This window comes from Pseudorhodoferax sp. LjRoot39, from assembly GCF_964253035.1.
GTDB lineage: Bacteria > Pseudomonadota > Gammaproteobacteria > Burkholderiales > Burkholderiaceae_C > Pseudorhodoferax.
This window is the reverse complement of the sequence record NZ_CAXUQL020000001.1, coordinates 1,134,046-1,159,480: the sequence shown is the minus strand read 5'-3', so window position 1 is coordinate 1,159,480 and position 25,435 is coordinate 1,134,046. Positions and strand designations below refer to the sequence as shown.

The following is a 25,435-nucleotide window of genomic DNA, read 5'->3' as shown; positions in this document are numbered from 1 at the left end:
ATAGAGTCGTATGCCAACCCATTCACACCCGAGCGCCATGGCCGCCCCGAATTTCCGCACGCTGGATCTGAACCTGTTGCGCGTTTTCGACGAGGTGCTGGCCGAGCGCAGCCTCACGCGCGCAGCACGCAATCTCTCTCTGACGCAGCCCGCCGTCAGCAATGCGATCCAGCGGTTGCGCGACGCGCTGGGCGACGAGTTGGTGCAGCGCAGCGGCCAGGGCATCGAGCCCACGCCGCGCGCCATGGCGCTGTGGCCCGCCGTGCGCGAGGCCTTGCGGCAACTGCAGGCTTCGCTGGCACCCAGCAACTTCGACCCGTTGTCAGCCGACAACACTTTCGTGTTGGCGATGGCCGACGCGACCGCCGCCATGCTGGTGCCGGGGCTGGTGGACATCCTGGAAGACGAGGCGCCGGGCATCTCGCTGCGCGTGGTGCCGCTGACCACGCGCGACCCGCGCCGGCTGCTGGACGACGAGACGGCCGATCTGGCCGTCGGCTTCTTCCCGGCGGTGCTGGCCGACCTCACGGCCCGCGCCCAGGTGGGCAAGGCCGTGCCCTTCGAGCACCAGCGCCTGTACGACAGCGAATACGTGTGCGTGATGCGGCGCGACCACCCGCTGGCCGGCGGCACGCTGACACTGAACCAGTTCTGTGCCGCACGCCACCTGCTGGTCAGCTTCTCGGGCCGGCCCTATGGCTTCATCGACGAATCGCTGGCGCTGCTCAAGCGCGAACGCCGCGTGGTGCTGACGGTCAACCAGTTCTTCACGGCCGGCCGCGTGGTGGCCAATTCCAACCTGCTGACGGTGCTGCCGCGCCACTTTGTCGAGGCCACGGGCATCGCCGAGCAGCTGGTGCACCGGGAGTTGCCGTTCGAGGTGGCGGCCGTGCACGTGGCCGCGCTGTGGCACCGCCGCACCGACCTGCAAAGCCACCACCAGTGGCTGCGTCAGGCCGTCGTGCGCGCAGCCGAACAGGCTTTTGCGCTGTGAGGGCGCTGCTTCAGCGCACCACGCTGAGCCAGGCCTGCGCAGCGCTGCGCAGGCGGCGTGCCTCGTGCGGGTCATGGCCGGCGAGGTTGTCCGCGCTCTCCAGCAGCGCGAAGGCGACTTCGCGGGCGGCGCCGTCACGGGCGCCCTGGTGGGCAGAGGCTGCGGCGGAAGCGGTCCACCCTTGGTAAACGCGGGCAAACCAGGAAACGATCAACATACAAACACCGCTTGTGGCGGTCCAAAGTTCAGAGTGATTGAAGAATAAGGGTTATCCCTAGGGTTGCAAGGCCTGGCCCATGCAGTTCACGCATAACCTTGGCATGGCCCTGCGCAGACCACGATTCCATGAAATTTCAGCTGCTTTCTGACCTGCACCTTGAAGTGCACACCAACTTCGTTCCCGAGCCCGTGGCCGGCGCCGATGTGCTGATCCTGGCCGGCGATGTCGGCTCCTACCAAACCGGCTCGCGCATGGCCGATGCCGATTTCGGCCTGCGCCTGTTCGCCAACTGGCCGGTGCCGGTCTATTACGTGCCCGGCAACCACGAGTACGACATGCTGGATGTGGACGCCACAGCCCTGCGCCTGCGCGAGACCTGCGAGCGCCTCGGCCTGCGCTGGCTGGACCGCGAGGTCGTCGAACTGCCCGGCGCAGCCGCCGATGGCAGTGCGCTGCGCCTGGTGGGCAGCACGCTGTGGACCGACTACGACGCCATCGGCCCGGCCGGGCGCGGCGGCCACTACTCGCTGGCTGAACAGTTGAAGGCCAGGCACAAGGCATTCCGCGCGGCCGACCACTACCTGCGCCGCACCGGCACCACGCGCCACGGCCAGCCCTGGCTCGCGGCCGAAATGCGCGAGGAAGGCCTGGCCTGCCAGCAGTGGCTGCGCGCGGCGCTGGCCCAGCCCTTCGACGGCACCACCGTGGTGGTGACGCACTTCGCGCCCAGCCTGCACAGCGCCGACCCGCGCTATGGCCTCACGCCCGGCACAGCGGGCTTCTGCAATGCGCTGGACGACCTGCTGCCCTTCGCCCGACTCTGGCTGCACGGGCACCTGCATGCGCCCAGCGACTACGTGCACCGTGGCTGCCGTGTCGTGGCCAATCCGCTGGGCTATGCCAAGAACGGCGAGCAGGAAGGCTTCCGCGCCCGGCTGCTCATCGAGATCTGAGCGCGTTCAGCATCTCGTCGCAACTTCTTACGTTTCGAAATCACCCGGAGCGACCAGGGTTGTCGCACGCGCGCTATCTTGCTTCGCCCATCCCGTCATCGCGCACAGGAGCCACCGTATGAAAGGCGTCTGGTCACCTACCCTGGCATGGTTTCTTGCCGTCCTGGCCGCGGTGTTGCTCGCTGTGGCGGCGCCCACGGAATCGAGCGTGATGGGACGCCTGCCGAACCTGCAGGCACGCCAACTCGACCAGCGGCCGCTGGCCTTGCCCGAAGGCCTGGACGCCGACCGCACCTTGGCCCTCATCAGCTTCCACCGCGACCAGCGTGCCGCCGTCGACAGCTGGATCGACGGCCTGCAGCTGGGCGGCGATGCCTCCGTGCGCTGGCTGCGCATGCTGGTGGTCAACGATCCCGGCGACGCGGCCGAGCGCGGCATGATCGAGAACCGCTTGCGCGAGCGCTACGCGCAGGAAAAGGCGGCCGTGGTTCCTGTGTTCACCGACCGTGCCGCCTTCGCGCGCTCGACCGGCCTGTCCGGCGTGGAACGGCCGCATGTGGTGGTGCTGAACCGCCGCGGCGAGGTGCTGGCCCGTGTCGAAGGTCCGTTCGACGCCGAGAAGGCCCGCGCGCTGCGCGCCACGCTGGGCGAATAGATCAGTCGAGCGCCGCGCGCGCAGCCTGCGTCAGCGCCTGGCTGAGTCCGTCCAGCACCTCGGACTCCAGGTTCCAGCAGTGCCAGTACAGCGCCACGCGCTCGGCGTGGCCAGGCGCGATGTCCACGAGTTCGCCGGCCGCCAGCAGCCCGCGCACCAGCAGTTCCGGCACCACGCTGGCGCCCCAGCCCGCCAGCACGGCGCGCACCTGGCCTTCCGAACTCGGCACGAACAACTGGTTGAGTGCCAGCCGCGGCAAGCCCAGGCGGCTTGAAACGAACTCGCGCTGCATGTCGTCCTTGCGGTTGAAGGCCACGAACGGCACCTGGTGGAAGTTGTGCGGCGTGAGCGCGCCACCCAGCCGCTGCAGCGCGAACGCTGGCGCCGCCACAGCCACATAGCGCATCGCACCCAGCGGCACCATGCGGCAGCCGCGCAGCGCCTGGTCCAGCGTGGTCACGCAGCCCAGCACCTGGCCCTCGCGCAGCCACTCCTGCGTGAAGTCCTGGTCGTCCGCGATGATCTCCAGCGGCAGGCCTTGCGCCACGGGCTCCTGCAGCGCGGGCAACACCCAGGTGGCGATGCTGTCGGCGTTCACCGCCACGGCCACGCGCTCCTGCTCGCGCAACCGGCCGCCGGACTGCGGTGCGAAGGCGCGCATGTCGCGGTCCAGGTCGGCACGCAGCAGCCGCAGCTGGCGCGTGTGCTTGAGCAGCAGTTGCCCCGCCGGCGTGGCCTTGAGCGGGCGCCGCACCAGCAGCACGGTGCCGGCCTGTGCCTCCAGTGCCTGCAAGCGCTGCGACACCGCCGACTGCGTGATGTGCAGGCGCTGCGCGGCGCGCTCGAAGCCGCCCTCCTCGACGATGGCGGCCAGGCATTCCAGCGCATCGGGATCGAACATGTGCATGGGGGCGATGGTATGGTCAGCGCCACGACAAGAGGAGACGGCGCCGCGCGCCGCACCGATGAAGATCTTCTACGGCTGGCGCATGGTCGGCGCGGGTGGCGGCCTGCAGTTCCTGCAGGCCATGCTGCTGCAACAGGCCTTCGGCGCCTACGTCGCCGTGCTGGCCGAAGAGCGCGGCTGGAGCAAAACCACGCTGTCGGGCGCCGCCGCCATGCAGTCGGCCGAATCGGCGCTGCTGGGCCCGGTGCTGGGCTGGCTGGTCGACAGGATCGGCCCGCGCGCCATGATCCGCGCCGGCGTGGTGGCCTTCGGCATCGGCTTCATGCTGCTGAGCCGCATCGACAGCGTGGCCGGCTTCTACATGGCAGTGGCCGTCATCGCCATCGGCACCAGCCTGTCGGGCTACTTCCCGATCAACGTCGCCGTGATCCGCTGGTTCTCGCGCAAGCGCGCACGGGCGCTGTCGGCCATGAACCTGGGCATGGCCATGGGCGGGCTGTTCGTGCCCATCGTGGCCTGGTCGATGCTGACTTACGGCTGGCGCGCCACGGCCTTCGCCTCGGGTGTGGTGTCCATCGTGGTCGGCTGGCCGCTGGCCTCGATGTTCCGCAGCCGGCCGGAGGACCATGGCGCCACCGTGGATGGCGACCCCGCCCCACCCCCGCCCGTTGCTGGTACCACCGCAGCATCGGCCGTGGCGCCGCAGCGCGAGTTCACCGCGCGCGAGGCGCTGCGCACGCGCGCTTTCTGGCTGCTGGGCCTGGGCCACGGCTTCGCGCTGCTGGTGGTCACGGCCGTCAACGTGCACGCCATCAGCCACATGAAGGAGGGCCTGGGCTACAGCGTGGCGCAGGCCGCGCTGGTCATCACGCTGCTGACCGGCGCGCAGATCGGCGGCGTGCTGCTGGGCTGGCTGATCGGCGACCGCTACGACAAGCGCTACCTGTCGGCCGGCTGCATGCTGGCCCATGGCGTGGCGCTGCTGCTGCTGACCTACGGCCACCACGCCACCTCCATGGTGGCCGCCTTCGCGGTGCTGCACGGCATGGCCTGGGGCCTGCGCGGGCCGCTCATGCAGGCCATCCGCGCCGACTACTTCGGCCGCAACGCGATCGGCATGATCCTGGGCCTGTCCACGCTGATCATCGCCATCGGCCAGGTCGCCGGGCCGCTGGTGGCCGGCGTGCTGGTCGATCTGACGGGCAACTACCGCGCCGGCTTCACGGTGCTGGCGCTGCTGGCGGCCAGCGGCTCGCTGCTGTTCCTGCTCGCGCGCAAACCGGTCTGAGCCTGTCGCCCGCGCGTCGGGGCCATTGCGCCGCGCCGATGCGCGGCCCAGGCCGGGCTCCTAGAATTTCGCTTTGCCAGCCGATCCGCCAGCGCCATGCCACTTCCGCCTCCCGCCCCCCGCGCACCCGCGCACGACCGCAGCATCAGCTACCGTGGTTTCCACCGCGAAGATGGCCTGTGGGACATCGAAGGCCACCTGCGCGACACCAAGCCCTATGGCAAGACCGTGCGTGGCCGCGAGCGCGCCGCCGGTGCACCCGTGCACGACATGGAGGTGCGCGTGACCATCGACGACAACATGACCATCGTCGACATCCACGCCGCCATGCTGACCACCCCGTTCGAGGAATGCCCGCGCGCCGAGCCCCCCGTGCGCCAGCTGATCGGCGCCACACTGGGCCGCGGTTGGCGCCGCGCGCTGGACGAGGCCATCGGCAGCACGCGCGGCTGCACCCATTTGCGCGAGCTGCTGTTCGGCACGGCCACGGCCGCGTTCCAGACCCTGGGGGCCTACCGCGACCACCTGCGCCAGCAGCGCGGCGAGCCCGAGCCCGTGCGCACCACCCCACCTTTCTTCATGGGCGGCTGCATGTCCTGGGACTTCGATGGCCCGGTGATCGCACGCATCGCCCCCCAATTCATCGGCTGGCACCGCCGCCAGGAGAACTGACATGGAACCGCTGCGCATCGACATCGTCTCCGACGTGGTCTGCCCCTGGTGCTACATCGGCAAGCGCCGGCTCGAAGCCGCGCTGGCCAGCCCCGAGGCCGCCGGCCTGCCGCCCGTGCAGATCACCTGGCACCCGTTCCAGCTGAACCCCGACCTGCCGGCCGAGGGCATAGCCCGCAAGGCCTACCTCGAAGAGAAGTTCGGCGGGCCCGAACGCGCCGCCACCATCTACGAGCGCGTGCGCGCCGCGGGCCGCACGGCCGGGCTGGAGCTCAACATCGACGGCATCACGCGCCAGCCCAACACGCGCCTGGCCCATGCGCTGATCGACTTCGCGCAGCGCAGCGGCGCCGATGCCAGCGATGTGAAGGAGCGCCTGCTGCGCGCCTATTTCATCGAGAACCGCTTCGTCGGCGATGCCGAGGTGCTGGCCGCCATCGCGGCCGAGGGCGGCCTGGACGCCGCCGCCGCACGCGCGCACCTGGACGATCCCGAAGCCCTGGCCGCCATCGACCAGGCCGACCAGGAAGCGCGCCAGATGGGCGTGAGCGGCGTGCCCTTCTTCATCTTCAACCGCAAGCTCGCGGTGTCGGGTGCGCAGGAGCCGTCCACGCTGGTCGGCGCGATGCGCCAGGCCGCCGCGCAGGCCTGACAAGCCGTGAACGAACCACCTGTCAACGATGCAGGCCGACGCCAAGGTGCCGGCAAAGGCGCCAGTTGGTCCGCGGGTCACATCGCGCGGGCAGACACGGCGCGCAGCCGTGGAATGTGTTGGCGTCCTGTTGCGCGCGTGTACGGCCTCATGCGGGGGCGTATGCCCCTGAATTCATGCCGCTGGCTTGATCCCCAGGCTGCGCATGCGCATCAAGTTGTGCGCCAAGGCGTGCCACAGCAGCACAGCGCGCGCTTTGACCATGCCGCAGACGTTGAAGCGGTGCAGACCGCGTCGCCTGAGCTGCGCGTTGGCGCATTCGACGCTGGCGCCACGCCAGACGTACAGGTCCTTGGCGAAGTCGCTGGTCATGAATGCGCGCCACTGGGCTTGCGCCGCGGTGTCGGTGCCTTTGGGCGCCAGGCTGTCGATGCTCGGGTTGCGGCTGCGCGGCGGCGGCACCACCGGCTGGGTGCCGCGCTCGGTCAGCTCGTCGATGGCGGCAAGCTTGGTGAAGCCCCCGTCTGCCAGCCAGTGCTGCGGCGTGGTGGCGTAGCGCTGCTGGAGGTCTTGGTGTACCGGAGCCATCTGGCCCATGTCGCTGCCGCTGTTGGTGATGGCGACCGCGGCGATGAGTTGGGTCTGGACATCAACAGCCAGTTGCGCGTTCAAGGCCGGGCGAAAGCCTCCATCGGCCATCTTCATCACGCGCGCCTGGGGATCGGTGGTGCTCACGCGCGGTTCGGGTTCGGGCTTGACCGCAGCGGTGCATGTGCCACCGGGTGGTTCATCGCCCGGGGACTGCTTGGACCGCTTGGCCGCTTTGGGCTGGGCCGGCGTCTTGCGCTGCAGCTTGTCCATCGTGGCCACAGCGGCCGCCAGGCGTTGCTCACGCTCGCGCGCAGCGCGCTCGATGGCCGCTTGCTTGCGCCGCGCACTGGCACCGGCGTCCTCGCGCAGTTCGCGCTTGAGCGCACGGACCTGCTCTTGCGCTTGGGCGTGCAGTTCGGCCAGCTTGTCGCGGCGGCGAAAGCTGGAGGCCTTGGCGTGCGCACGCACGCGCAGTCCGTCCTGTGCCACGACATCGAGCGTGACCAGCCGGCGCTCGAGCAGCGAGGTGATCGAGCGCGTCAGCTGCGTGTCCAGCCAGGCTTCGTGCTCGGTGCGAAAGTCTGCCAGCGAGTGGTAGTTCACGCCCACGCCACCGCAGATCCAGCGGTAAGCGTCATCGCGCTCGCACAGCCGATCGATCTCGCGTGCCGAGCCCACGCCGTCCACCGTGGCCCACAGCCACAGCGCCACCAGGATCGCAGGGTCGATGGCTGGAGCGCCACCGCGGCTGCCAGCCGACTTGATGCGCGCGTACAGCGGTGCCAAGTCCATGGTCTGCACGAAGGCCCACACAGTGCGCGCCGGGTGCGCAAGCCCCAGCATCGCGTCCAGGTCGACGGGGCGCAGTTCCACCTGGTTGCGCACCGGCGACATCACCCGTGGTGCGCCTTGCGCGCTGGCCGCAACCTGCACCGGCGCTTCGCCGCTTGCCGACAGTTCCCCTTGCCCGAACAAGCCTGGCTGGGCTTGTTCAACTGTGTTCCTGGTCTTCGCCGTGCTCATGCACTGAATGATCGCTCAGGTGCGCGGTTCGTTCACACCTTCTGAGCCGGGCCGTCACGGCTGGCCGTCGCAACTCTCCCCCACCCCGGCCAGTTGCACCCAGGGCAGGCGCCGACGGGTCCAGATCTCCCGGCGCGGCGCACCCAGTGCATGGCGCTGCTGCAGCACGCCGGTGCGCAGCGAGTAGGACTGCGGGTTCTCCACGGCGCAGGCATAGAGCGGGCTGCCGCAGTCGCCGCAGAACGCAAGCACCCGCTTTGCGCCGCTCGCGGCCGTCTTGACATAGGTGCGTGGCTCGCCCCGCAGCAGCCGGAAGCTGGCCGCCGGCGCGGCGATGTTGGCCCGGAACGCGGAGCCGGAATGCGTCTGGCAGTCCGTGCAATGGCAGACCGTGGTGGTGCCTGGCTCCACCTGCGCCTCGAACGCGATCGCACCGCAGTGGCATTGGCCTTCGACTTTCATGCTGTTCCTCGGTGTTGGTACGGACCGCTTCGATGATCGCCGACGGCGACGGGCTCACACCGGCGCATAGTCCCCGGTGCCGTCCGGCCAGACCGTCAGCACCTCGTAGCCGTCCGGCGTCACCGCCACCATGTGCTCCCACTGTGCCGACAGCGAACGGTCCTGGGTTACCACGGTCCAGCCATCGGCCAGCTCCCGCGTCCCGGCCTTGCCCGCGTTGAGCATCGGTTCGATGGTGAACACCATGCCGGCCTCCAGCCGGAGCCCTTCGCCGCGGTTGCCGTAGTGCAGCACGTCGGGCGCCTCGTGGTAGTTGCGCCCGATGCCGTGGCCGCAGTAGTCGCGCACCACGCTGAAGTGCGCGCGCTGCGCAACCGTCTGGATGGCATGGCCGATGTCGCCCAGCGTGGCGCCGGGCCGCACCTGCCGGATGCCGGCGCGCATGGCCTCGTAGGTGGTGTCGACCAGGCGGCGCGCCAGCGGGCTCGGGCTGCCGACGCAGAACATGCGGCTGGTGTCGCCGAACCAGCCGTCGTGGACGACGGCCACGTCGATGTTGACGATGTCGCCCTTCTTGAGGATCTTGTCGGGCGAGGGGATGCCATGGCACACGACGTGGTTCACCGAGGTCAGCACGGTCTTGGGATAGCCCTGGTAGCCGATGTTGGCGGGCGTGGCACGCTGCACCTGCACGATGTGGGCGTGGGCGATGCGGTCCAGCGCCTCGGTGCTGACGCCCGGCACCACGTGCGGCGCGACGACGCTGAGCACCTCGGCAGCCAGGCGACCGGCTTCCCGCGCCTTGGCGATCTCCTCGGGCGACTTGATGCCGATGGTGCGGGGCATCAGCATGGCTCAGTGCCTGGCCTTCGCCGCGGCGCGTGGCTTGCCACTGGACGGTGGCGCCACGGCCGCCGCGATGTCGAAGCCACCCGCCAACTCGGCCCGCACCAGCATCTGACAGATGTCGCGGTGGTCCAGCCCAGGGTACATCTCGCTCAGCATGCCGATGCGCATCCAGTGCTCGGCCTGCGCGTTGATGGAACGGCTCAGCGCGTTGCCCGCCACGCGCAGGTTCTCGTGCATGAGGTCTGAAATCTTGACGATGCCCATGTGCCGATTCTATACAAAACGTATATGAATCGTATATTGCAACCCCAGCAGCTTGCACAACGTCTTCACGGACGCCCTCCCGGCGGACCGAACACAGTGGCCAGTCGCGCCTTCCAGCCGCGCGTCGCCCACAGGTCACGTGCCAGCTTGCCCCATTCGTGCAAGGCGATGCGCACCGGGTTGTGGCTGTACAGCGGCGTGGTCAGCCCGTAGCGCGGCACCACGTCGGCACGCAGGTCGACGAAGGTGCCGAACAGGCGGTCGAACACGATCAGCACACCGCCGTAGTTGCAGTCGAGGTACTCGGGATTGGATGCATGGTGGACCTTGTGGTGGGTCGGCGTGTTCAGCACCCACTCCAACGGCCCCAGCCGCGGCATCCATGGCGCGTGCAGCCAGAACTGGTAGAGCAGATTGGCGGCCAGCGTGGCCATCACGGCCAGCGGCGAGAAACCCAGCCACACCAGCGGCGTGAAGAACAGCGTGGTGCCGGTCAGCTTGCCGGTCCAGCCCAGGCGCAGTGCGGCGGCCAGCGTCAGCTCGTTGGGCGAGTGGTGCACTGCATGCGTGGCCCAGAACCAGCGCACGCGGTGGGCAGCGCGGTGATACCAGTAGTAGCAGAACTCCTGGCCGACGAACAGCAGGGCCACGGCCGCGGGGGTCGAGAGTTCCAGCGTATGCACGCGGTGCGCGTGCGCGAAGGCCAGCACCGGCAGCGCGATCGACAGGCCCAGCGCATCCACCACGCGCCGGCCCACAGCGTCGGCCATGGACGCGGCGTAGGCACGCCAGTCGTAGGGCAGGCGCCGCACGAAGGTCTGCACCAGGCCTTCGGCCGTGGCGCAGACCAGCACCAGCGCGAGCAGCGCACCCAGCCAGGGAAGCCAGGCTTGGGCCACTTCGGCCTGGCGCATCAGTTCGAGCGACATGGCCGGCCTCAGCGCGCCGCGCGGCTGCGGGCCGCGCCTTGGGCGACGGCGTGGCTTTCGATCTGCGCCAGCGTCACGGTTCCGCTGTGGGCGGTGTCGATGGCGTCGAAGTGGCGGTACACCCAGGGCATGCCGGCCTGCGCCTCGGCACGGGACAGGCGCCCGTCGGCGTTGCCGTCGGCCGCGGCAAAGCGCTGTTGCAAGGTGGCGCGCGCCTTCTCGGCGCGGCTGCCGGCGGCTGGGGTCTGGGCGGCGGCATGGGCACCGGCGCCGAGCAGCAGCACGGCGAACAGGCGGGCGTGGATGGTGTGGAACATGGGCAATCTCCCGGTGGTGTGGTGGATCGGGTCAGCGGCAGGCCATCGGGGCGCCGCTGGCATCGTGGCAGCTGTAGCTGCGCGTCAGCCCGCTGCTGCTGTCGTACTGCACGCTGCGCTGCACGCTGTTGCCGGTGGCCGTCCGCACGGCCGTGGTGTCGCGGCTGGCCTGCACCTGGCCGTCGGCGCTGCGCGCCACACTGGCATCGGACTGCACGCTGCCGCGCGCCCCGTCGAGGGCCCGGCTGGAGGTGGCCGTGGCCGTGCCGTCCGCGCTGCGCTGGACCTGCGCGCGGCGCTCGGCCGTGGCACCGCCAGGGCCGGACCAGCGGCCGGCCGCCCCCGCCACCGCGTTGCCTTGCCCATCGGTCGCGACGCCGCGGGCCCGTTGCACGCGGGCATCGCGCGGACCCTCGCGCTGCACCCACGCGGTGGCCGTGCTGCCCCCGGCGGCATTGGAACGCAACAGGCGGCCGCTGTCGGCGTGGGCATCGCAGGCCGCCGCGCTGAGCAGGCAAGTCAGCGCCGCCAGGGCGAGCGCAGGAAAAGGGGACCAGGTCTTCATGGCACAACTCCTTCGGATGGTTCGGGAGTGCCCACTGTGCCGGCAGCCTGTGTGCCAGGCATGGCACCACCGGGTGCAGACGTGACCAGCGATGACAGCCGCGGAACGCTGTCATGGTTTGTCATACCTTTGGCAGGCCGGCGCACCACAGTGCGCGACTACGATGGCCGCCATGCCCGAGCCGCTTGCCCGCATCCTGGTCGCCGACGACGAAGCCGAACTGCGCGCGCTGCTGCAGCGCTACCTGGGCGACCAGGGCTATGCGGTGCGCACCGTGGACGGCGCCGCGGCGCTGGACCGGCTGCTCGCGCGCGAACGCTTCGACGTGCTGGTGCTCGACGTGATGATGCCCGGCGAGGACGGCCTGGCCGCCTGCCGCCGGCTGCGCGCCCAGGGCGAGACCATTCCCATCCTCATGCTCACGGCCCGCGGCGACCCGCTGGACCGCATCATCGGCCTGGAGATGGGCGCGGACGACTACCTTCCCAAGCCGTTCAATCCGCGCGAACTGCTGGCCCGCATCCAGGCCATGGTGCGACGCCAGCGCCTGCTCGGTGCCCACACCGGTCCGGCACCGGACGCGGGCGAGATCGCCTTCGGCACGCATGTGCTGGACCTGGCGCGCCGACGGCTGACCCGCTCCGGCCAGGAGATCGCGCTGACGACGGGCGAGTTCAACCTGCTGGCCGCGCTGGCCCGCCATCCGCACCGGCCGCTGGGCCGCGACCGGCTGATCGAACTGGCGCGCGGGCGCGACCACGAAGCCACGGACCGCAGCATCGACGTGCAGGTCATGCGGCTGCGCAAGCTGGTCGAGTCCGACCCGGCGCAGCCGCGCCACATCCGCACCGTCTGGGGTGTGGGCTACGTGTTCGTGCCCGAGGACATGCCACCGCCATGAAGCTGCTGCCGCGCAGCCTGTTCGGCCGCAATGCCTTGCTGATCGTGCTGTTGATCGTGCTGGGCCAGATCGGCAGCGCGCTGCTGCTGCGCCAAATGGTGTTGCAGCCGCGTCTGGAGCAACTCGCCGACAGCGTGGCGCGCAACGTGGATGCGATCCGCGCCGGGCTGCTGGCCTTGCCGCCCGCGCAACGGGCCGAGTTCCTGGCGCGCTTCAACCAGCGTGCGCAGCCGGAGCCCGGCGGTGCCAGGCACCGCAGCCCACTGCTCACGCCGCTGGAGCGCGCCTTCGTGCAGGCGGTGTCAGAGCGCACGGCGCGCCTCGGCCTGCAGGCCGCATGGCGCCGCGACGAGGACGGCCGGCTCGCACTGCGTCTGCCCCTGGACGGCACCGCCCACTGGCTGGTGCTGCCCGGCGCGCCGCCGGAGCGCGAGTTCACAGGCGCCTGGCTGGCCGTGAGCATCACCAGCGCGCTGCTGGCCGTGCTCGGCGCGTTGTGGTTCCAGCGCCGGCTGAACCGCCCGCTGGCGCGCGTGGTGGATGCCGCGCAGACACTGGCCCGCGGCGCACCGCCGCCCCGGCTGCCCGAGGACGGGCCGCTGGAAGTGGCCACCGTCAGCCGCAGCTTCAACCAGATGGTCGACAGCCTGCAGCACAACGAACGCGAGCGCACGCTGATGCTGGCCGGCATCTCGCACGACCTGCGCACGCCGCTGACCAAGCTGCGCCTGGCGGTCGAGATCCTGCAGCGCCGCGACGAGGCCGAACTGATGGCCGGCATGGCGCGCAGCATCGAGCAGATGGACGCCATCGTCGGCCAGTTCCTGGATTTCGCGCGCGGCGAGACCGACGAAGCCGGCGTGCCGCTGCACCTGGACGTGCTGGCCGACGAGGTGCTCGCCAGCTACGCCGACCACGGGCAGCCGGTGCCGCACGAACGCACCGGGCGCACCCCGCTGCCGGCGGTGCGGCTGCGCCCGCAGGCCATGCGGCGCGCGCTGGGCAACCTGCTGGAAAACGCCTGGCGCCATGGCGCGCCGCCGGTCCGGCTGCGCAGCGGCGCCAGCCGCGGCGGGGTGTGGATCGAGGTACTGGACCACGGGCCGGGCATCCCGCCCGACCAGGTGGAGCTGCTCAAGCAGCCGTTCCGCCAGGCCGGCAGCGCGCGCTCGGGCGGCGGCGCCGGGCTGGGCCTGGCCATCGTGGACCGCATCGCGCGCCAGCACGGTGGGCAGCTGGTGCTTGCCCCGGCCGAAGGCGGCGGGCTGCGCGCCCGGGTCGACCTGCCGGCCTGATGCTCAACCGTGCATCAGCGTCCACAGCCGCGCTGCCGTCACCGGCATCTGCAGCTGCGTGGTCTTGCCAGCCAGCCCGTTGCGCGCCAGCGCGTCGGCCACCGCATTGACGATGGACGGCGTGGCGCCGATGGTGCCGAGCTCGCCCACGCCCTTCACGCCCAGCGGGTTGTTCTTGCAGGGCACGCTCTGGTCCATGCGCGTGACGAAGTCGGCCTGCAGGATGTCGGCGCGCGGCACGGCGTAGTCCATCAGGCTGCCGGCCACGGGCTGGCCGGTCTCGCGGTCGTAGACCACCTCTTCGCACAGCGCCTGGCCGATGCCCTGTACGGCACCGCCGTCGAGCTGGCCCGTCACGATCAGCGGGTTGATCACGCGGCCCACGTCGTTCATCGAGGCATAGGCCACGACCTCCACGGCGCCGGTCTGCGGGTCCAGCTCGATCTCGCTGATGTGGCAGCCGTTGGGCCAGGTCGGGCCGGCCACGCTGCTCGTGGAGTCCATGAAGATGCGGCGCTCGGGCTGGCGCGCGGCCAGCTCGAACAGGTCGATCTTGAGGTCGGTGCCGGCAACGGTGAACGCGCCCGCCTCGTAGCGGATGTCCTCGGCCGCGGCCTCGAGTTCCTTGGCCGCGAGTTCGCGCGCCTTGTCGATGGTGCGCTCGCTGCCGATGCGCACGGCCGAGCCGCCCGTGAAGATGGAACGCGAGCCGGCGCTGCCGAAGCCATCGCCGCGGTCGGTGTCGCCCAGCACCACGCGCACCTTCTCGGGCGGCACGCCGAAGGCGTCGACCACGAGCTGCGCGAGCGAGGTGGCGATGCCCTGGCCCATGGCGTTGACGGCCGAGAACACCTCGATCACGCCGTCGGCCTGCACGTTGACCGTCACGCGTTCCTCGAACACGTTGCCGCCGGTCCACTCCAGGAAGGTGGCGATGCCCTGCCCGCGCCACTTGCCCTGGGCGGCCGAGGCCTTGGCGCGCGCGTCGAAGCCGCTCCAGTCGGCCAGCGCCAGCGCCTGGTCCATCTGCTGCTCGAAGGCGCCCGTGTCGTAGGTCTGCGCCATCGGGTTCTTGTACGGCATCTGCTCGGGGCGGATGAAGTTGGCGCGGCGCAGCGCGATGCGGTCGATGCCGGTCTGGCGCGCGGCCTCGTCCATGAGGCGCTCGATGTTGAAGATGGCCTCGGGCCGGCCAGCGCCGCGGTAGGCGCCGGTGGGCGCCTGGTTGGTGAGCACGGCCTGGAAGCGGAAGTCGATGGTCTGGATGTCGTAGACGCTGGTCTGCACCCACGGGCCGATCAGCAGCTGGATGGCCACGCCGGTGCCGGTAGCGTAGGCGCCCACGTTGGCCTGCGAGGCGATGCGCAGCGCGAGGATGCGGCCCCCCTCGTCCAGCGCCAGTTCGGCATGCGTCTGCACGTCGCGGCCATGGTAGGTCGAGAGGAATTCCTCGCTGCGGTCGGCCACCCACTTCACGCTGCGGCGCAGCTGGTGCGCAGCATGCGCCAAGGCCACATCCTCCAGGTAGGCGCCGGTCTTCATGCCGAAGCCACCGCCCACGTCGCCGACCACCACGCGCGCCTGCTCGCGGGCAATTCCCAGCGCGTCGGCCACGGTGTTGCGCACGCCCGAGGGCATCTGGGTGGACATGCGGATGGTCAGCCGGCCGCTGTCCGGATCGACGCCGGCCAGCACGCTGCGCGGCTCCAGCGTCAGCGCGGCCAGGCGCTGGTGCGTGAGGTCCAGCGTGACATGGTGGCGCGCGCGGGCGAAGGCCTCGGCCGTGGCCTGGGCATCGCCGTGGCGCATTTCGGCGGCGATGTTGTCGGGCGCGGCCTCGGTCAGCACCGGCGCACCGGCCGACAGGGCCTGCGCCAGCGTGGTCACGGCGGGCAGTTCGGCGTAGTCCACGAACACGGCCTCGGCCGCGTCGCGCGCCTGCTGCAGCGTCTCGGCCACGACCAGGGCCACGGGCTCGCCGACGAAGCGCACGCGCTCGTGCGCCAGGGCATGCAGCGGCGGCGTGACGCCGGGGCCGCCGTCGGCACGCTTGAAGCCGGCCGTGCCCGGCAGCGGCTTGACGCCCTTGGCCACGAGATCGGCGCCCGTGTAGACGGCCACCACGCCCGCCATGCCGCGTGCGCTCTCGGCGTCCACCGACACGATGCTGGCATGCGGATACGGCGAGCGCACGAACACCGCACGCAGCTGGGCCTCTAGCACCACGTCGTCGGTGAACTGGCCGCGGCCGGCCAGCAAAGCGTCGTCTTCGAGCCGGCGAACCGCCTGGCCGCTGCCAAAACGGGTGGGGGAAGCGAGGGTGTCCAAAGCTGCGCCTTTCGGGGGGTCGGGGTCCATCGGGCACTTCGCGGGCCCGGATGGCCGCGAAGCGGAGCAGCGCCGGAAATTAACAGAAATCGGGCCGCGGTGCGGCGCCTGGGCGACCGGTGTTCAGTCCTTCTGGTGACGGTAGGCGTGGTCCATCTCGGGCGCCTTGCTGGTGTCCTGCACACCGCGCTGCAGGTCGCCATGGGCCTGCCGGCCTTCGGCAGGGACCCCGCCGTCGGTCATGCCCTGCTCGGACTGGTCGCGCTCGTGCGGCAAGGCCAGGTCGTCGGCCGGCCGCACCAACGCCCCGGGCCGGGGACGGCGGCGCAGGTAGTTGACGCGGGGCTTGGAAGAGCCGGGGGGCCTGTCGTTGGCTGCCATGGTGTTGTTCTCCTGGCCACCAGGCAGAGCCGGGCAGCAATGGGCAAGCTTCGAACTCTGCGACCAGCGGCGCGCCGGCGTTGTCGGAGAGCAAGCAGAGCTGCCGTAGGACAGCCGCGCCACCATTCGCCCTGGCGCCAGGCCCGCCAATCGGGGCGCGGCGCGGGGCCGCCCGGCAGTTCGGGTAGATTCCCGGTCCATGCCTGTTCCCGCCGTGCCGCCGCAAGCGCGCGCACCGAGTTTTTCTGCCGCCGAGTTCCGCCAGGGCCTGTCCATGTTCGCTACCGGCGTGACCATCGTCACGGCGCGCCGGGCTGATGGCCAGCTGATCGGCCTGACCGCCAATTCCTTCAACTCCGTCTCGCTGCATCCGCCGCTGGTGCTGTGGAGCCTGGCGCAGGCGGCCTCGTCCATGGCCGCGCTGAGTGCCGGTTCGCACTACGCCATCAACATCCTGGCCTCGGACCAGAAGGCGCTGGCCGAACGCTTCGCCAAGCGCGGCACCGACCGCTGGAGTGGCGTGGCCTGGCACGAGGGCGTGGCCGGTGCACCCTTGCTGGACGGCGCGGCCGCCGTGTTCGAGTGCTTCAACCGCAGCCGCTACGAGGAAGGCGACCACGTGATCTTCGTCGGCGAGGTGGAGCACTGCGCCCACCGGCCCGGCGCCTCGCCGCTGCTGTTCCACGGCGGGCGCTTCTACACCGAGCATCCCCTCTGAGCCATGCAACCCCAGCGCAAGGACCACCTGGATGGCCTGGCGGTCGGCCTGCTGCTGGTCTGCTGCGTGCTCTGGGGCGGCCAGCAGGTGCTGGTCAAGGCCACCATCGCGCACATGCCGCCGGTCCTGCAGGGCGCGCTGCGCTTCGTCGCGGCCACGCTGCTGCTGATGGGCTGGTGCCGCTGGCGCGGCATCGCGCTGTTCGGGCGCGACGGCTCGCTCGCGGCCGGGCTGGCCGCCGGGCTGCTCTTCTTCGGCGAGTTCGTCTGCCTGTACCTGGGCCTGGTGCACACCACGGCCTCGCGCGCCACGGTGTTCCTGTACACCTCGCCGTTCTGGGTGGCGCTGCTGCTGCCCTGGTGGGTGCCGAGCGAGCGGTTGCGGCCGGCGCAGTGGACCGGACTGGCGTTCGCCTTCGTGGCCGTGGCCTTCGCGCTGCGCGAGGGCTTCGGCACCGGGCTGGACACCTGGCGCGGCGACCTGCTGTCGCTGCTGGCGGCGTTGCTGTGGGGGCTGACGACGGTGCTGATCCGCGCCACGGGCCTCACGCGGCTGGCGCCCGAGAAGCTGCTGTTCTACCAGCTGGCGGTCTGCGCGCTGCTGTTCCCGCCGCTGTCACTGGCCATGGGCGAGCGCTGGGACGTGCAGTTCACGCCCTTCGTCGTGACCTCGCTGCTGCTGCAGACCGTGGTCGGCGCCTTCGCGAGCTACCTGGCCTGGATGTGGCTGCTGGGCCGCTACCCGGCCACGCGGCTGTCGGCCTTCATCTTCCTCACGCCACTGTGCGCGCTGGTGTTCGGTGCCCTGGCGCTGCACGAGCCGCTGACGCCCAGCCTGCTGGGCGCGATGGCGCTGGTGGCGGCCGGCATCTGGCTGGTCAACCGCGCGCCGCTTCGGCGATGATCGCCCCTTTCCTCCCTTGCAAGGAAGCCCCATGTCTTTGATCGAGATCCGCAAGCGCAGCCTGACCATCGAGACCACCTACCACGAGGGTGGCCCGCCGGTGGAAACGCCGCTCAAGATGGCCGCGGCCTGTGCCGTGATCCGCAACCCCTATGCGGGCCGCTACGAGCCCGACCTGATGCCCTTCATGGCCGAGCTGCGCAGCCTGGGCACGCTGCTGGCGCAGGAGCTCGTGGACACGCTGGGCCGCGACAAGGTGGAGGTCTACAGCAAGGCCGCCATCGTCGGCGTGGACGGCGAGATGGAGCACGGCGCGGTCTGGCACGAGGCCGGCGGCTGGGCCATGCGCACAGTGCTGGGCGAGCCCAAGGCCATCGTGCCGGCGGCCAAGGCCGTGGCCGGCGCGGGCTACCGGCTCATGGTGCCGGTGCACTACATCCACGCCTGCTACGTGCGCAGCCACTTCAACAGCATCGAGGTCGGCATCCAGGACGCGCCGCGGCCCAAGGAAATCCTGTTCGCGCTCGTCATGGGCACGGGCGGGCGCGTGCACTCGCGCCTGGGCGGCCTGCTCAAGGAGAACGTGTCCGTCCACGACGGGCAGCGCTGATCACGGCTGCGCCAGCAGCCGCGCCATCGCCTCCACGCTCAAAGGCGCCGAACCCTCGGCCTTGTTGCCGATCGTGAGGTAGGCGTGGTGGCCCGCGGCCGTGGTCGCGCGCGCCACACGGGCCAGCGCCTCGCGCGTCTCCAGGTCCGGATCGACCAGCTTGTCGAAGGGCAGGTACAGCGCCTTGGCGTCCTCGTAGCCATAGGCGCCGTGCAGGCGGTTCAGGTTCCAGCGGCAGACCATGGGGCCGGGCCACAGCGCGCGCAGCACGGGCAGCTGTTCGGCGATCGGCGGCAGCTTGGCGTGGCCGCCCAGGCAGTAGGTGGCGCCGCCCGCACGCAGGGCCTCGGCGAAGGCCGGTGTCAGCCATTCGGCGTTGCGCACTTCCACGGCGATGACGAGGTCGGGCGCCTGGGCGCGTAGCTGGGCCAAGGGCGGCAGCGCGGCCAGCATGGACAGCAGGCGATCGATCCAGTGCGGCATGCGGGCCAGCATGGCAGGCGCCAGCGGGCTCAGCTGGAACACCAGCGCGCCGGCCCTGGCGCCCAGGCCCTGCAGCGCCGGTTCGACAAACGCCGACCAGGCCAGGCCCGGATCGAGGAAGCCGGTGTTGGCGCGCATGCCCTGCCCATCCTCGCGCCGCACCAGCGCGTCGGCGACCACGCTGGGCGCCTTGACCACGAAGCGGAAGTCCGGCGGCACCTGCTCGGCGTAGCCCGCGTACTGGGCCACGGTCAGGGGCTGGTAGAAGGCCCGGTCCAGCGAGACCGCGCGCATGAGCGGATGCCGGGCGTAGGTGGCCAGGCCGCGCCGCGCGAGCATGGACTCGGTGTACTCGCCCTCCCAGACCAGGCCGTCCCAGCCGGGGAAGGACCAGGACGAAGTTCCCAGATGCAGCCGCTCGGGCAAGCGCGCCGCGAGCTCGGCCAACTCGGCCGGCCAGGGCGCAGGCCGGACCTGGCGCAGGCGCGCGCGCGGCGCGGCCACGGCGGACGGTGCCGGTGCGGGCAGCGGCGCCACCGGAGGCGCCTCGGCCTCGGGAAACAGCCGGTCCTGCAAGCCCTCAGCCCCTCGCCGCGTGTTCGCGCGCGAAGTCCTCGTACCAGGCCAGGCAGGCCGGGTTGGCCATGGTGCCGCGGTTGAGCACCTTGTCGGCGCTCTGGCCCAGCAGCAGCTTCTTGATCGGCAGCTCCTGCTTCTTGCCCGACAGCGTGCGCGGGATCTCGGGCACCTGGAAGATGGCATCGGGCACGAAGCGCGGCGACAGCGCGCGGCGCACGGCGTCGTTGAGCCGGCCCTTGAGCGCATCGTCCAGCACCGCCCCCTCGCGCAGCACCACGAACAGCGGCATCCAGCTCGGCCGGCCCAGGTACTCGAGGTCGACCACCATGGCGTCCAGCACCTCGGGCAGCGCCTCGATGGCGCTGTAGATCTCGCTGGTGCCCATGCGCAGGCCATGGCGGTTGATGGTGGCGTCGCTGCGGCCGAAGATCACGCAGCTGCCGTCCGCGTCCACGCGCAGCCAGTCGCCATGGCGCCACACGCCAGGGAAGGTATCGAAGTAGCTGGCCAGGTAGCGCGCGTTGCCCGCGTCGTTCCAGAAGTACAGCGGCATCGAGGGGATGGGCCGCGTGCAGACCAGTTCGCCGACCTCGCCGATCAAAGGCTTGCCTTCGTCGCTCCAGGCTTCGACGGCCGAACCCAGCATGCGGCACTGCATCTTGCCCGCTACCTGCGGCAGCGTGCGCAGGCCGCCGATGAAGCCGCCCGCGAAGTCGGTGCCGCCCGAGATGTTGCACCACCAGATGTCCTGCACGCCCAGCCTTCGGTACTGCGCCGTGCCCCAGCGCTGCACGTCCTCCGCGAGCGGCGAGCCCGTGGTGCCCAGCGCGCGCACGCGCGCCAGCCCCGGGTAGCGCGCCAGGTCCACGCCGGCCTTCATGCAGTTGGCGAAGTAGGCCGCGCCGGCGCCGAAGAAGGTCACGCCCGTGCTTTCGGCAAAGCGCCACAGCACCTCCCAGTCGGGCTGCTCGCGGCTGCCGCCCGGGCTGCCGTCGAAGATGCAGCAGGTGGTGCCGGCCAACAGGCCCGCGACCTGGCAGTTCCACATGATCCAGCCCGTGGTGCTGTACCAGAGGAAGCGCTCGCCCTTGCCCGGGCCCTCGTAGCTGCAGCCGATGTCGTTGTGCAGCGTGGACAGCGCCAGGGCCACCACGACGATGCCGCCGTGGCCGTGCACGATGGGCTTGGGCAGGCCCGTGGTGCCGCTGGAATAGACGATCCACAGCGGATGGTCGAACGGCAGCCAGTCGGGCTCGAAGGCGGCGGTGGCGGCATCGTCGCGCGCCAGCACCGCGGCCAGCGGCTGGCTGGCGGGCACGGGCGGCAGGCCGCCCAGGTTGTCCAGCACCAGGAGGTGGCGCACGCTGGGCAGGGCCGCGTGCAGCTCGGCCACGGTCTGCGTGCGGTCGAGGTCGCGGCCGCCGTAGGTCACGCCGTCGCAGGCGATCAGCACCACGGGTTCGATCTGGCGGAAGCGGTCGAGCACGGCGGCCTGGCCCATGTCGGGCGCGCAGACGCTCCAAACCGCGCCGATGCTGGCCACGGCCAGGAAGGCCACCATGGTCTCGGGGATGTTGGGCAGGTAGGCGGCCACGCGGTCGCCGCGCTGCACGCCCTGGGCGCGCAGGTGCAGGGCCAGGGCCGCCACCTGGCGGCGCAGCGCGGGCCAGGACAGTTCACGCCGCTGGCCGCGCTCGTTGTCGCTGACGATGGCCGGGCAGCCCGCGGCGTGGGCCGCGTCCACGTGGCGCAGCACCTGGCGCGCGTAGTTGGTCTGGGCGCCGGGGAACCATTCGGCGCCCGGCATGCGGTCGTTGGCGAGCACGGCGTGGTGCGGCGTGGGCGACTGCAGGGCGAAGTGGTCCCAGATGCTCTGCCAGAAGCCTTCCAGGTCGGTGGTGGACCAGCGCCACAGCGCGTCGTAGTCGGCAAACGCCAGGCCGCGCGTGCGCTGCAGCCAGTCGAGGTAGTGGGTGATGTGCGGGGTGCGGTCGGTCGGGTTGGTGGGCATGCGGTGGGTCTCCTCCTGGCGGCGCCGTGCGTGGCGCCAGCGGGCAGCATGATAGGCAGGCCGTCAGTCCTCGCCGAGGTAGCCGTGCGCCAGCTGCGCCTCCTGGTTCTCGAAGATCGCCATCGCCGTCTTCATGCGCAAAAAGCCGAAGCGGCGGTAGAACGGTTCCTTGCCCGGCACGGCGTACAGCAGGATCTTCCGGTGGCCACGCGCGGCGTCCACCAGATGCTGCACCACCTGCTTGCCCAGGCCTGTGCCCTGCTGCTCGGGCAGCACGGCGATGTCGCAGACGTAGGCGCAATCGGCGCCATCGGCCAGCACGCGGCCCGCCGCCACGAGCCGCGCGCCGTCGTAGACGAAGCACTTGAACATGCTGTTGCCGAACACCGTCTGCAGCAGCTGCGGCGGCTTCTCGCCCAGCGGCGCGGCGCGGTACAGCGCGGACAGCGCCTCCCAGTCGACGGACTCTGCGTCGTAGGTCCATTGCAGCGGCATGCGGTTCTCCGTGTCGGCCAAAAGCTGGCAGCGTAGCGCAGTCAGGCCGCTCCAGGCCGTGTTGCAGGGCCATGCCCCAGGGCTGGCCGTCCGGGCGATGGCGGCAGCGCCGCAGGAAGGCCGACGGGGGCTCAGCGCCGCGCTGGCTGGGATGGCTCGGGCGCGTCGTCCCCACCCAGCATGCGTCCGATCGCCGCGCCGATGGCCGTGCCGATGCCGGGCAGCACCACGGTGCCGGCGGCGGCGCCGATGGCCGGGGCCTTGGAGACCTGCACCTGCAGGTCGCCGAGCGGCCCACGCACCGAGATCGGCAGGCCGACCACGCCGTCGACCACATCGACCGCGGCCTTGGCCTGCAGCCGGCTCTGGTGCAGCCGCGCCGAGCCAGTGGCCGTCAGGGCGCCGGCCTGGGCGCGAATGTCGGTGAAGCGGATCTCCATGCCCTGGCCCGGCGTGTTCTGCGTGTCCACCTGGCCCTCCAGCAGGTCCAGCCGCGTCTGGCCCTGGTGTTCGCGGCCCAGCGTGTCCACCGCGCGCTCCAGGTCGAAGCGCAGCAGCGTGGCCGGCCGCACCGTGAAGCGCGTGGCCGTGTGCAGGCCCTGGACCAGTGCCAGAGCGTTCTCGCCGGTGGCGGACAGGCGGGTCTGGCCGTCGGCCTTGCCACCCACCGGCGAATTCCGGTTGAAGGCGGCCAGCGCCTGCTGCAGCTCCACCCCGCGCGGCGCCAGTTCGCCCTGCAGCCGCAGCCGGCCATCGGCCGCGGTGTGCAGCGTGGCCTCGCCCTCGGCGCTGCCGCCGGCCAGGCGCAGGCGCAAGCCGAAGCGCTGCGTGGCCGCTTGCGACGCCGGCGCCAGGCGTGTGATCTGCAGATCGGCCACCGGCTCCAGACCGGGCCGCCAGAACCTGGCCTGGCGCAGCTGCAGCCCGGCGTCGAACTCGGCATCGCCCGCGTAGGCCACGGCCACGCCGCTGTACGAGACCCAGGTCAGGTCGCGGATCGCCAGCCGGTCCAGTTCCAGGGCAGGTGCCGCGCGATCCGGCTCCTTGGGCGCCGCACGGCTGAACTCACGCAGCGAGCGCTGCACGATGGTGCCGCCATCGAGTTCCAGGCTGTGCAGCTCCATGCGGCCGGCCAGTAGCGGCAGCAGGCGCGGCTGCACCAGCACGCGGCGCAGTTCCAGCGGGCGCTGCTGGTCGGTGGCGATGTCACGCAACTCCAGCGCCGGGCGCGGCAGCAGCTGCCAGTCGAGCGCGCCGATGCGCACGCCCACGCCCAGCGCGGCCCCGGCCTCCTGGGCCAGCCGCGCGGCCAGTTCCTCCCTGGAGGGCAAGCACCACCATGCCGCCAGCGCCGCTGCGACGGGCACGGCGACGGCCAGGGCGAGCAAGGTCTTGCGCATGGCGCGCAGTGTGCCTCGGCGACGCACGCCGCAGCCCGACCATGGAGCGCATGCGCGCGTAGGCGCATGTCGCCTGCGGGCCAGCGGCCCGGCCGGCCGCCCCGTATAGTGCGGCGCTGCCCACGACCAACCGCTGCTGCCGAAGTCCACCATGCCCATCTGGAAAAAACCGATCTCCGTCGAGCTGCTGACGCAGGGCAACCGCGGCACGGCCGTGGAACACCTGGGCATCGAGTTCCTGGAGGTTGGCGAGGATTTCATCCGCGGCCGCGTGCCGGTCGACGCGCGCACGCGCCAGCCCTACGGCCTGCTGCACGGCGGCGTGAGCGTGGTGCTGGCCGAGACGCTGGGCTCGTGCGGCGCGGCCTTCTCCGTGCCCGAGGACTGGCGCGCCGTGGGCCTGGACATCAATGCCAACCACCTGCGCGGCGCCACCGGCGGCTGGGTCACCGGCACGGCGCGGCCCGTGCACATGGGCCGCAGCACCCACGTGTGGCAGATCGACCTGGCCAACGAGGCCGGCGAGCTGACCTGCGTGTCGCGCATCACGATGGCGATCCTGGCGCCGCGGTAGTCCCTGCGTCCAGCAGCGCCAGCACTGGCCGCACCATGCCGCGCAGCAGCGCGGGCTCAGGCCGGGCGCGCGCCAGCACGCGCAAGCCCATCAGCAAGCCCAGCAAGGTGCGCGCGAGGTCGGCCGCCGGCTGCGTGGCGTTCACGCTGCCGGCGGCCTGGCCGGCCTGCACGCAACGCAGGAAGAACGATTCCATGTCGCCGAGCACGGCGGCCAGCGCCGCCTGGAACTCCGCATCGTGCGGCGCGGTTTCCAGCGCCGCATTCACGACCAGGCAGCCCTTGTGCTCGGTGTCGGCCAGCGAGAGTGCCACGATCTCTTCGAAGAACGCGGCGATGGCGGCCAGCGGTGCCAGCTGGTTCTCGAACCGGCGCACACGGTCGCAAAAGCCGTTCTCCACATAGTGGTCGATGGCCTTCAGGTACAGCGCGCGCTTGTCGCCGAAGGCGTTGTACAGGCTGGGGCCGGTGATGCCCATGGCGTCGGCAAGGTCGCGCACCGAGGTGGCCTCGTAGCCGCGCGACCAGAAGCAGCGGATCGCCGCCGCCAGGGCGCTGGCCTCATCGAATTGCCGTGGTCTGGCCATGCACCCCCGCCTTTCTTGCCGTCACAGCGCGCTGTGGTCCTGCACCGATTGTTCCAGCGCGGGCTTGAGGGCCAGGAAGCGCGCGTCCACGGCCAGTGGATCGGTTCGGTTGAGCGCGATCATCTGCGCCCGCGTCTCGCCCCCGCGCATCACCTCGATGGCATCGTCCTCGATGCCGCCAGCAATGGCGTCGGCCACGGCCGCCGCGCTCTCGCGCGAAAAACCCAGTTCGGGGCCGGCGCGGTTGGTCTGCATCATGGGCGTGTCGGTGGCGCCCGGATACGCCGTCAGCACCCGGATGCCTTCGCCCAGCAGTTCGCGCCGCAACGCCTCGCCGAACCGGGCCAGCCCGGCCTTGGCCGCCGCGTAGGTAGCGTAGAACGGCGCCCCCACCAGCGCGATCCCCGAGGAGACGTTGACCACCATGGCGTCGCCGCTGGCGCGCAGGGCCGGCAGGGCCGCGCGCGTCAGCAGGATGGGCGCCAGCAGGTCGACGCCGAGCATGGCCTCGATCTCGGCCTCGGTCGTGCGCTCCAGCCGGCCGGCACGCACACCGCCGGCGTTGTTGACGAGGATGTCCAGGCCCCCGAGCGCGTCCAGCGCCCGTGCCAGCGTGGCCTGCCTGCCAGTGGGCGTGGCCACGTCGGCGCAGGCGCCCGTGGCCGCGCCCAGCGTGTGCAGCGCCGCATCCAGCGCCGGCTGGCGCCGCCCCGTGATGAACACGCGCGCACCGCGCGCCTGCAGCGTCTGGGCCAGCGCCAGACCGATGCCGCTGGTCCCGCCCGTGATCAAGACCCGTTTTGCGTTCAGTTCCATGGCAGCTCCTGCGG

29 protein-coding genes are annotated in these 25,435 nt (G+C 71.2%); 12 read left to right on the top strand and 17 right to left on the bottom strand.

What is annotated here, in order from left to right; translation table 11 throughout:
* Positions 1-37: 37 nt before the first annotated feature.
* Complete coding sequence (locus ACSQ4M_RS05540; RefSeq protein WP_436188597.1) at positions 38-994, top strand: LysR family transcriptional regulator; 957 nt, start codon at positions 38-40, stop codon at positions 992-994.
* Between the two features lie 10 nt (positions 995-1,004).
* On the opposite strand, the gene ACSQ4M_RS05535 is transcribed toward ACSQ4M_RS05540, so the two are convergent.
* Positions 1,005-1,211, bottom strand: a complete 207-nt coding sequence (locus ACSQ4M_RS05535; protein WP_056671030.1) for a hypothetical protein — start codon at positions 1,209-1,211, stop codon at positions 1,005-1,007.
* Between the two features lie 128 nt (positions 1,212-1,339).
* On the opposite strand from ACSQ4M_RS05535, the gene ACSQ4M_RS05530 reads away from it, so the two are divergent.
* Complete coding sequence (locus ACSQ4M_RS05530) at positions 1,340-2,167, top strand: metallophosphoesterase (protein WP_436188596.1); 828 nt, start codon at positions 1,340-1,342, stop codon at positions 2,165-2,167.
* Between the two features lie 211 nt (positions 2,168-2,378).
* The gene (locus ACSQ4M_RS05525) at positions 2,379-2,822 is read left to right on the top strand and encodes a hypothetical protein (RefSeq protein WP_436188595.1); all 444 of its coding nucleotides are present in this window, start codon (positions 2,379-2,381) and stop codon (positions 2,820-2,822) included.
* A 1-nt stretch (position 2,823) separates the two neighbouring features.
* On the opposite strand, the gene ACSQ4M_RS05520 is transcribed toward ACSQ4M_RS05525, so the two are convergent.
* A complete protein-coding gene (locus tag ACSQ4M_RS05520) occupies positions 2,824-3,729 on the bottom strand; it encodes a LysR family transcriptional regulator ArgP (protein WP_436188594.1) in 906 nt (301 codons plus the stop codon).
* 58 nt (positions 3,730-3,787) lie between these two features.
* Between ACSQ4M_RS05520 and ACSQ4M_RS05515 the strand changes: the two genes are divergently transcribed.
* The 3 genes from ACSQ4M_RS05515 to ACSQ4M_RS05505 all read left to right on the top strand — a co-directional run bounded on the left by ACSQ4M_RS05515 (position 3,788) and on the right by ACSQ4M_RS05505 (position 6,341).
* Positions 3,788-5,017, top strand: a complete 1,230-nt coding sequence (locus ACSQ4M_RS05515; RefSeq protein ID WP_436188593.1) for an MFS transporter — start codon at positions 3,788-3,790, stop codon at positions 5,015-5,017.
* A gap of 96 nt (positions 5,018-5,113) precedes the next feature.
* Positions 5,114-5,689 (top strand): DUF2889 domain-containing protein, encoded by a 576-nt coding sequence (locus ACSQ4M_RS05510; RefSeq protein ID WP_436188592.1) that lies wholly within the window; start codon positions 5,114-5,116, stop codon positions 5,687-5,689.
* Between the two features lies 1 nt (position 5,690).
* Complete coding sequence (locus tag ACSQ4M_RS05505) at positions 5,691-6,341, top strand: DsbA family oxidoreductase (RefSeq protein WP_436188591.1); 651 nt, start codon at positions 5,691-5,693, stop codon at positions 6,339-6,341.
* A 174-nt stretch (positions 6,342-6,515) separates the two neighbouring features.
* Here ACSQ4M_RS05505 and ACSQ4M_RS05500 read toward each other — a convergent pair whose 3' ends face one another.
* From ACSQ4M_RS05500 to ACSQ4M_RS05470, 7 genes are all read right to left on the bottom strand, one after another.
* Positions 6,516-7,826, bottom strand: a complete 1,311-nt coding sequence (locus ACSQ4M_RS05500; protein ID WP_436188590.1) for an IS1182 family transposase — start codon at positions 7,824-7,826, stop codon at positions 6,516-6,518.
* Positions 7,827-8,009: 183 nt separating this feature from the next.
* The gene (locus ACSQ4M_RS05495; protein ID WP_436188589.1) at positions 8,010-8,417 is read right to left on the bottom strand and encodes a GFA family protein; all 408 of its coding nucleotides are present in this window, start codon (positions 8,415-8,417) and stop codon (positions 8,010-8,012) included.
* Positions 8,418-8,471: 54 nt separating this feature from the next.
* The gene (map, locus tag ACSQ4M_RS05490; protein ID WP_436193968.1) at positions 8,472-9,263 is read right to left on the bottom strand and encodes a type I methionyl aminopeptidase; all 792 of its coding nucleotides are present in this window, start codon (positions 9,261-9,263) and stop codon (positions 8,472-8,474) included.
* A gap of 9 nt (positions 9,264-9,272) precedes the next feature.
* Positions 9,273-9,530 (bottom strand): ParD-like family protein, encoded by a 258-nt coding sequence (locus ACSQ4M_RS05485; RefSeq protein WP_436188588.1) that lies wholly within the window; start codon positions 9,528-9,530, stop codon positions 9,273-9,275.
* A 65-nt stretch (positions 9,531-9,595) separates the two neighbouring features.
* Positions 9,596-10,459 (bottom strand): sterol desaturase family protein, encoded by an 864-nt coding sequence (locus ACSQ4M_RS05480; protein ID WP_436188587.1) that lies wholly within the window; start codon positions 10,457-10,459, stop codon positions 9,596-9,598.
* Between the two features lie 8 nt (positions 10,460-10,467).
* Entirely contained in the window at positions 10,468-10,776 is a 309-nt protein-coding gene (locus tag ACSQ4M_RS05475) for a hypothetical protein (protein WP_436188586.1), read from the bottom strand.
* 31 nt (positions 10,777-10,807) lie between these two features.
* Positions 10,808-11,341 carry a hypothetical protein gene (locus tag ACSQ4M_RS05470; RefSeq protein WP_436188585.1) on the bottom strand — a complete coding sequence of 178 codons (534 nt, stop codon included), beginning with the start codon at positions 11,339-11,341 and terminating at the stop codon, positions 10,808-10,810.
* A 172-nt stretch (positions 11,342-11,513) separates the two neighbouring features.
* Between ACSQ4M_RS05470 and ompR the strand changes: the two genes are divergently transcribed.
* Positions 11,514-12,242, top strand: a complete 729-nt coding sequence (gene ompR / locus ACSQ4M_RS05465) for an osmolarity response regulator transcription factor OmpR (protein WP_436188584.1) — start codon at positions 11,514-11,516, stop codon at positions 12,240-12,242.
* Complete coding sequence (locus tag ACSQ4M_RS05460) at positions 12,239-13,537, top strand: ATP-binding protein (protein ID WP_436188583.1); 1,299 nt, start codon at positions 12,239-12,241, stop codon at positions 13,535-13,537. Before ompR ends, ACSQ4M_RS05460 begins: the two co-directional genes overlap by 4 nt.
* A gap of 3 nt (positions 13,538-13,540) precedes the next feature.
* Here ACSQ4M_RS05460 and ACSQ4M_RS05455 read toward each other — a convergent pair whose 3' ends face one another.
* Complete coding sequence (locus ACSQ4M_RS05455) at positions 13,541-15,865, bottom strand: xanthine dehydrogenase family protein molybdopterin-binding subunit (RefSeq protein WP_436188582.1); 2,325 nt, start codon at positions 15,863-15,865, stop codon at positions 13,541-13,543.
* Positions 15,866-15,988: 123 nt separating this feature from the next.
* Complete coding sequence (locus tag ACSQ4M_RS05450) at positions 15,989-16,246, bottom strand: hypothetical protein (RefSeq protein WP_436188581.1); 258 nt, start codon at positions 16,244-16,246, stop codon at positions 15,989-15,991.
* Between the two features lie 199 nt (positions 16,247-16,445).
* Between ACSQ4M_RS05450 and ACSQ4M_RS05445 the strand changes: the two genes are divergently transcribed.
* Genes ACSQ4M_RS05445 through ACSQ4M_RS05435 form a run of 3 tightly spaced genes read left to right on the top strand, consistent with a single transcriptional unit; the run spans position 16,446 to position 18,477 of the window.
* Positions 16,446-16,964: a flavin reductase family protein gene (locus ACSQ4M_RS05445; protein WP_436188580.1), complete on the top strand. Its 519-nt coding sequence runs from the start codon at positions 16,446-16,448 to the stop codon at positions 16,962-16,964.
* Positions 16,965-16,967: 3 nt separating this feature from the next.
* On the top strand, positions 16,968-17,867 hold the full coding sequence (locus tag ACSQ4M_RS05440; protein ID WP_436188579.1) for a DMT family transporter: 900 nt from the start codon (positions 16,968-16,970) through the stop codon (positions 17,865-17,867).
* Positions 17,868-17,898: 31 nt separating this feature from the next.
* Entirely contained in the window at positions 17,899-18,477 is a 579-nt protein-coding gene (locus tag ACSQ4M_RS05435; RefSeq protein ID WP_436188578.1) for an amino acid synthesis family protein, read from the top strand.
* Here ACSQ4M_RS05435 and ACSQ4M_RS05430 read toward each other — a convergent pair whose 3' ends face one another.
* The 4 genes from ACSQ4M_RS05430 to ACSQ4M_RS05415 form a co-directional block, all read right to left on the bottom strand.
* Positions 18,478-19,536 (bottom strand): DUF72 domain-containing protein, encoded by a 1,059-nt coding sequence (locus tag ACSQ4M_RS05430; RefSeq protein WP_436188577.1) that lies wholly within the window; start codon positions 19,534-19,536, stop codon positions 18,478-18,480.
* A gap of 4 nt (positions 19,537-19,540) precedes the next feature.
* Positions 19,541-21,550, bottom strand: a complete 2,010-nt coding sequence (locus ACSQ4M_RS05425; RefSeq protein ID WP_436188576.1) for an acetoacetate--CoA ligase — start codon at positions 21,548-21,550, stop codon at positions 19,541-19,543.
* 63 nt (positions 21,551-21,613) lie between these two features.
* Positions 21,614-22,045 (bottom strand): GNAT family N-acetyltransferase, encoded by a 432-nt coding sequence (locus ACSQ4M_RS05420; protein ID WP_436188575.1) that lies wholly within the window; start codon positions 22,043-22,045, stop codon positions 21,614-21,616.
* 131 nt (positions 22,046-22,176) lie between these two features.
* Positions 22,177-23,445, bottom strand: coding sequence for a hypothetical protein (locus ACSQ4M_RS05415; RefSeq protein ID WP_436188574.1), 1,269 nt, complete (start codon positions 23,443-23,445; stop codon positions 22,177-22,179).
* A 151-nt stretch (positions 23,446-23,596) separates the two neighbouring features.
* Between ACSQ4M_RS05415 and ACSQ4M_RS05410 the strand changes: the two genes are divergently transcribed.
* Positions 23,597-24,019, top strand: coding sequence for a hotdog fold thioesterase (locus tag ACSQ4M_RS05410; RefSeq protein WP_436188573.1), 423 nt, complete (start codon positions 23,597-23,599; stop codon positions 24,017-24,019).
* Here the strand turns inward: ACSQ4M_RS05410 and ACSQ4M_RS05405 are convergent.
* Together ACSQ4M_RS05405 and ACSQ4M_RS05400 are read right to left on the bottom strand one after the other, a co-directional pair.
* Positions 23,991-24,605 (bottom strand): TetR/AcrR family transcriptional regulator, encoded by a 615-nt coding sequence (locus ACSQ4M_RS05405; protein ID WP_436188572.1) that lies wholly within the window; start codon positions 24,603-24,605, stop codon positions 23,991-23,993. The genes ACSQ4M_RS05410 and ACSQ4M_RS05405 overlap by 29 nt on opposite strands.
* Before the next feature lie 21 nt (positions 24,606-24,626).
* Positions 24,627-25,421 carry an SDR family NAD(P)-dependent oxidoreductase gene (locus ACSQ4M_RS05400; protein WP_436188571.1) on the bottom strand — a complete coding sequence of 265 codons (795 nt, stop codon included), beginning with the start codon at positions 25,419-25,421 and terminating at the stop codon, positions 24,627-24,629.
* Positions 25,422-25,435: the final 14 nt, after the last annotated feature.

What these genes read in the sequence shown, in the direction of transcription:
- ACSQ4M_RS05540 (WP_436188597.1), top strand. Translation starts at nt 38, where the DNA reads ATGGCCGCCCCGAATTTCCGCACGCTGGATCTGAACCTGTTGCGCGTT.
- ACSQ4M_RS05535 (WP_056671030.1), bottom strand. Translation starts at nt 1,211, where the DNA reads ATGTTGATCGTTTCCTGGTTTGCCCGCGTTTACCAAGGGTGGACCGCT.
- ACSQ4M_RS05530 (WP_436188596.1), top strand. Translation starts at nt 1,340, where the DNA reads ATGAAATTTCAGCTGCTTTCTGACCTGCACCTTGAAGTGCACACCAAC.
- ACSQ4M_RS05525 (WP_436188595.1), top strand. Translation starts at nt 2,379, where the DNA reads ATGGGACGCCTGCCGAACCTGCAGGCACGCCAACTCGACCAGCGGCCG.
- ACSQ4M_RS05520 (WP_436188594.1), bottom strand. Translation starts at nt 3,729, where the DNA reads ATGCACATGTTCGATCCCGATGCGCTGGAATGCCTGGCCGCCATCGTC.
- ACSQ4M_RS05515 (WP_436188593.1), top strand. Translation starts at nt 3,788, where the DNA reads ATGAAGATCTTCTACGGCTGGCGCATGGTCGGCGCGGGTGGCGGCCTG.
- ACSQ4M_RS05510 (WP_436188592.1), top strand. Translation starts at nt 5,114, where the DNA reads ATGCCACTTCCGCCTCCCGCCCCCCGCGCACCCGCGCACGACCGCAGC.
- ACSQ4M_RS05505 (WP_436188591.1), top strand. Translation starts at nt 5,691, where the DNA reads ATGGAACCGCTGCGCATCGACATCGTCTCCGACGTGGTCTGCCCCTGG.
- ACSQ4M_RS05500 (WP_436188590.1), bottom strand. Translation starts at nt 7,826, where the DNA reads ATGTCGCCGGTGCGCAACCAGGTGGAACTGCGCCCCGTCGACCTGGAC.
- ACSQ4M_RS05495 (WP_436188589.1), bottom strand. Translation starts at nt 8,417, where the DNA reads ATGAAAGTCGAAGGCCAATGCCACTGCGGTGCGATCGCGTTCGAGGCG.
- map (WP_436193968.1), bottom strand. Translation starts at nt 9,263, where the DNA reads ATGCCCCGCACCATCGGCATCAAGTCGCCCGAGGAGATCGCCAAGGCG.
- ACSQ4M_RS05485 (WP_436188588.1), bottom strand. Translation starts at nt 9,530, where the DNA reads ATGGGCATCGTCAAGATTTCAGACCTCATGCACGAGAACCTGCGCGTG.
- ACSQ4M_RS05480 (WP_436188587.1), bottom strand. Translation starts at nt 10,459, where the DNA reads ATGTCGCTCGAACTGATGCGCCAGGCCGAAGTGGCCCAAGCCTGGCTT.
- ACSQ4M_RS05475 (WP_436188586.1), bottom strand. Translation starts at nt 10,776, where the DNA reads ATGTTCCACACCATCCACGCCCGCCTGTTCGCCGTGCTGCTGCTCGGC.
- ACSQ4M_RS05470 (WP_436188585.1), bottom strand. Translation starts at nt 11,341, where the DNA reads ATGAAGACCTGGTCCCCTTTTCCTGCGCTCGCCCTGGCGGCGCTGACT.
- ompR (WP_436188584.1), top strand. Translation starts at nt 11,514, where the DNA reads ATGCCCGAGCCGCTTGCCCGCATCCTGGTCGCCGACGACGAAGCCGAA.
- ACSQ4M_RS05460 (WP_436188583.1), top strand. Translation starts at nt 12,239, where the DNA reads ATGAAGCTGCTGCCGCGCAGCCTGTTCGGCCGCAATGCCTTGCTGATC.
- ACSQ4M_RS05450 (WP_436188581.1), bottom strand. Translation starts at nt 16,246, where the DNA reads ATGGCAGCCAACGACAGGCCCCCCGGCTCTTCCAAGCCCCGCGTCAAC.
- ACSQ4M_RS05445 (WP_436188580.1), top strand. Translation starts at nt 16,446, where the DNA reads ATGCCTGTTCCCGCCGTGCCGCCGCAAGCGCGCGCACCGAGTTTTTCT.
- ACSQ4M_RS05440 (WP_436188579.1), top strand. Translation starts at nt 16,968, where the DNA reads ATGCAACCCCAGCGCAAGGACCACCTGGATGGCCTGGCGGTCGGCCTG.
- ACSQ4M_RS05435 (WP_436188578.1), top strand. Translation starts at nt 17,899, where the DNA reads ATGTCTTTGATCGAGATCCGCAAGCGCAGCCTGACCATCGAGACCACC.
- ACSQ4M_RS05425 (WP_436188576.1), bottom strand. Translation starts at nt 21,550, where the DNA reads ATGCCCACCAACCCGACCGACCGCACCCCGCACATCACCCACTACCTC.
- ACSQ4M_RS05420 (WP_436188575.1), bottom strand. Translation starts at nt 22,045, where the DNA reads ATGCCGCTGCAATGGACCTACGACGCAGAGTCCGTCGACTGGGAGGCG.
- ACSQ4M_RS05415 (WP_436188574.1), bottom strand. Translation starts at nt 23,445, where the DNA reads ATGCGCAAGACCTTGCTCGCCCTGGCCGTCGCCGTGCCCGTCGCAGCG.
- ACSQ4M_RS05410 (WP_436188573.1), top strand. Translation starts at nt 23,597, where the DNA reads ATGCCCATCTGGAAAAAACCGATCTCCGTCGAGCTGCTGACGCAGGGC.
- ACSQ4M_RS05405 (WP_436188572.1), bottom strand. Translation starts at nt 24,605, where the DNA reads ATGGCCAGACCACGGCAATTCGATGAGGCCAGCGCCCTGGCGGCGGCG.
- ACSQ4M_RS05400 (WP_436188571.1), bottom strand. Translation starts at nt 25,421, where the DNA reads ATGGAACTGAACGCAAAACGGGTCTTGATCACGGGCGGGACCAGCGGC.